This window comes from Paracoccus sp. (in: a-proteobacteria) (assembly GCF_046462195.1).
Lineage (GTDB): Bacteria > Pseudomonadota > Alphaproteobacteria > Rhodobacterales > Rhodobacteraceae > Paracoccus.
Genome location: NZ_JBKGUN010000252.1, coordinates 1 through 3,021, shown reverse-complemented (window position 1 = coordinate 3,021; position 3,021 = coordinate 1). Strand labels below are relative to the sequence as shown.

Here is a 3,021-nt window from a genome sequence, read left to right as displayed (position 1 = left end):
GACAGGTCAGCGCCTCCGTGGCGATCACATCGCCCGGCCCTGCCACCGTCATCAGGGCCAGGAACATGGCGGGTGTCGTGCCATTGGTGATCAGGATGCGCTGCGCCGGCACGACCAGACCGCAACGCGCCAGCCAGGCCGCCGCCATGCCGCCATGAAGCAGCATGGTCTGGCGCGGCCGGAACGACATCATCGCCGGGTCCGACAGGTGGTCCGCCAGCCGCGTCAGGGTCGCGGCCCAGGCCGTCCTGATCTGCGGCAGGCACACCGGGGTCATCATCGACAGGTCGATCGGCGGACGGTCGATGGGCGCCGAGAACCACGGCACCTCGATCGTCTCGCGCGGGCCGGACCTGACAAAGCTGCCCCGCCCGACCTCGCCCGTGATCAGGTCGGCGCGGATCAGTTCCTCGTAGGCGCGGCTGACCGTCTGCACCGACAGGCCCAGCTGCCATGCCAGATCCCGATGCGGAGGCAGCCGGGCACCCGGCCCAAGGCTGCCCGCCTCGATCGCGGCGGCGATGCCGTGGGCAAGGCTGCGATAGGCCGGGCGGGTGATGTCATCTCTTCGAAGGGGCCACTGCGACATGGCGGCAGGATCGGCGCGCAGCAGGCGCTTGTCCAGAGCGGCAGCCCTTGAGTCAGCGGCGGCCACGCCCCGCACCGCGTTCCGGTCGCGCATCGGCATTGCCCGTCGGCAGGACATGCCAGCCGATCAAAGGTCGCCCGTCCGGTCGATGTCGCGCAAAAGACCGGGCGCATGCACCAGCTGCTCCGGCGGCAGATCGCGCAACAACCGCCCGGCGCCCTGATCGCCCGACAGCGACCGGAGGGCGCGCAGGCTGGCGGCGGGAAAGCACGCCGGAGGAAGCGGGCTTTGGCCGTCGTGGCTGGCTGCCGGCAGGACATCCGTAGCCGTCCGGAGGACATGGTCGAGGTGGCCGGCCGTGACATCGGGCATGTCCCCCAGCGCCACCAGCAGCCTGTGAACAAGACCCGCGGCAGCAAGCCCGGCCCTGAGGCTGTCCGATTGCTGCCCGGGAGAAATCGTCACGATCGTGAAGGCGCCAAGCAGAGGAGCCAGTTCCGGGTTGGAGATGACGGCGATGCGGTGACCGAGGTCGGCGCCGCTCATCGCCTCGGCGGCATGGATCACCATCGCGCGCCCCCGCACAGGGGCCAGCAGCTTGTCTTGGGGACCGAAACGGCGGGACGCACCCGCCGCCAGCAGCAGCCCGGTCCGGATCATCCGGTCAGGGCCTCATAGGCAGCCAGAATCTCGGTCAATGCCGATGCCGCGATCAGGCGCGGATCGCGTGCCGGGGCGACGACGCCGATGGGCCCGCGCAGGCGGGACAGCGTGGCCTCATCCCAGCCTTCGGCCTGCAAGGCTGCCAGCCGCGCCTGCTGTGCGCGACGCGAACCCAAGGCCCCGATATAGAAAGCGTCGGAGGCCAGCGCCCGGGACAGGGCAGGCAGTTCGCGGTCATGGTCATGGAACAGCGTCACCACGGCACTGTGTGCGTCCGGCTTCGCCTCGGCACCCAGTTGCGGCAGGTCCAGCGCGGCGACAAGCGTGGACAACGCGCTGGCCTCGTCGCCTTCCCCATGGATCTGGAAGGCCGGCGGGGGTGGCAGTGTCAGCTGAAATTCGTCCGCTTGGGCCTGGCCTTCGCGACACAGGCCGCCGGTGACCAGGTTCACGCACCACCTCCCTGTTTTGCGTCGGATACGGTCATCCCAGATCGCGGACAGCCAGTCGGGATCGGGGCGGTGCAGCAGTGCGATCTGGACCTGACCGCCGCAGGGCAAGGGCAGGTCGATGGGACCGCCCGTCCCATAGATCAGCCGGGTCACGGGGCCCGGACGGTCCAGATGGGCCGCGATATCGGCGTCGATGCATCCTGCACCCAGCCTGCCGACGCGGCTGCCGTCCGGCCACAGCGCCATCATGGCGCCGGGGCGACGCGGAAAGCCGCCCTTGGCCCCCGTCAACATCGCCAACGCCCCGCCCGGACGGCGGAGCAGGGCCTTGATGGGGCATTGGGACTGCGCAGCAATGGGGGCCGAGATGGACATGGCAATTTCCGCAGGATCGTCAGATGATCCTTAACGCACGATAAACGTTTTGGATGCCTTCCGTCCGTCACTTTCCCGGATTTGTCTGCATCCGTACAAAGCCGAAAAGCAGGGTTTGCAAATTGAAAAAGGGCACTGCGGAACGCAGCACCCTTTGACATGGTTCGGACCATCACGCCCCAAGGGGTGACGGATCGGCAAGATCCTTACTTGATCTTGCCTTCCTTGTATTCAACGTGCTGACGCACGACCGGATCGTACTTACGCACGGTCATTTTTTCGGTCATGGTGCGGGCATTCTTCTTGGTCACATAGAAATGACCCGTGCCGGCGGTCGAGTTCAGCCGGATCTTGATGGTGGTCGGCTTCGCCATGGTAATCGCTCCTGCTTCGGGGCAATCGCGCGCCGCAAACCCCGTGGAATTCGTATTGGAAGCCGCCTTTTAGCCAGCAGCACGGCAAAGTCAACCGCCAAACGCCCTGCACCTGCCAGAAAGACCGTTCGGTGCGGCCGGAAATATCGCTTGCCCCGGGCTGCGGTCCCGGCGATGTTTCCACCCAGATATAACGTGACGAGGTTCCCGTGCGCCCTGTTCTTCTTCTGTGTGCCGTTCTGGGGCTGGCCGGTCCTGCCTCCGCTGACGAGGTGACGGTCTTTGCCGCAGCCTCGATGAAGACCGCGCTGGACCGGATCGCCGCCGACTTTGCCCAAGCCACGGGGCATCAGGTGGTGCCTGTCTATGCAGGGTCGAACCTGCTGGCGCGGCAGATCATCGAAGGCGCCCCCGCCGACATCTTTCTGTCGGCGGCCCCGGACTGGATGGACGTGGTCGAAGAGGCAGGGCTGGTCCAGCCAAACAGCCGGACCGACCTGCTGGGAAACGCGCTGGTTCTGATCGGCGCCGATCCCGCCCTGCCGCCACAGGAAATCGGCCCCGCGCT

The 3,021-nt window shown here is 67.1% G+C and carries 5 protein-coding genes; 1 reads left to right on the top strand and 4 read right to left on the bottom strand.

What is annotated here, in order from left to right:
* The 4 genes from ACLHHB_RS15645 to rpmG form a co-directional block, all read right to left on the bottom strand.
* Positions 1-682 (bottom strand): GntR family transcriptional regulator (locus ACLHHB_RS15645; protein WP_410219211.1); only part of this gene is annotated, 682 nt, incomplete at its 3' end.
* A gap of 33 nt (positions 683-715) precedes the next feature.
* Positions 716-1,249: an NTP transferase domain-containing protein gene (locus ACLHHB_RS15640; protein WP_410219210.1), complete on the bottom strand. Its 534-nt coding sequence runs from the start codon at positions 1,247-1,249 to the stop codon at positions 716-718.
* Positions 1,246-2,079: an XdhC family protein gene (locus ACLHHB_RS15635; protein WP_410219209.1), complete on the bottom strand. Its 834-nt coding sequence runs from the start codon at positions 2,077-2,079 to the stop codon at positions 1,246-1,248. The genes ACLHHB_RS15640 and ACLHHB_RS15635 overlap by 4 nt, the downstream gene beginning before the upstream one ends.
* Before the next feature lie 206 nt (positions 2,080-2,285).
* Positions 2,286-2,453, bottom strand: coding sequence for a 50S ribosomal protein L33 (rpmG, locus tag ACLHHB_RS15630; protein WP_022707377.1), 168 nt, complete (start codon positions 2,451-2,453; stop codon positions 2,286-2,288).
* A gap of 209 nt (positions 2,454-2,662) precedes the next feature.
* Between rpmG and modA the strand changes: the two genes are divergently transcribed.
* A partial coding sequence (gene modA / locus ACLHHB_RS15625) for a molybdate ABC transporter substrate-binding protein (RefSeq protein WP_410219208.1) occupies positions 2,663-3,021 on the top strand: 359 nt, incomplete at its 3' end.

Excerpts from the sequence above, each read along its gene's own strand:
- ACLHHB_RS15640 (WP_410219210.1), bottom strand. The coding sequence starts at position 1,249 with ATGATCCGGACCGGGCTGCTGCTGGCGGCGGGTGCGTCCCGCCGTTTC.
- ACLHHB_RS15635 (WP_410219209.1), bottom strand. The coding sequence starts at position 2,079 with ATGTCCATCTCGGCCCCCATTGCTGCGCAGTCCCAATGCCCCATCAAG.
- rpmG (WP_022707377.1), bottom strand. The coding sequence starts at position 2,453 with ATGGCGAAGCCGACCACCATCAAGATCCGGCTGAACTCGACCGCCGGC.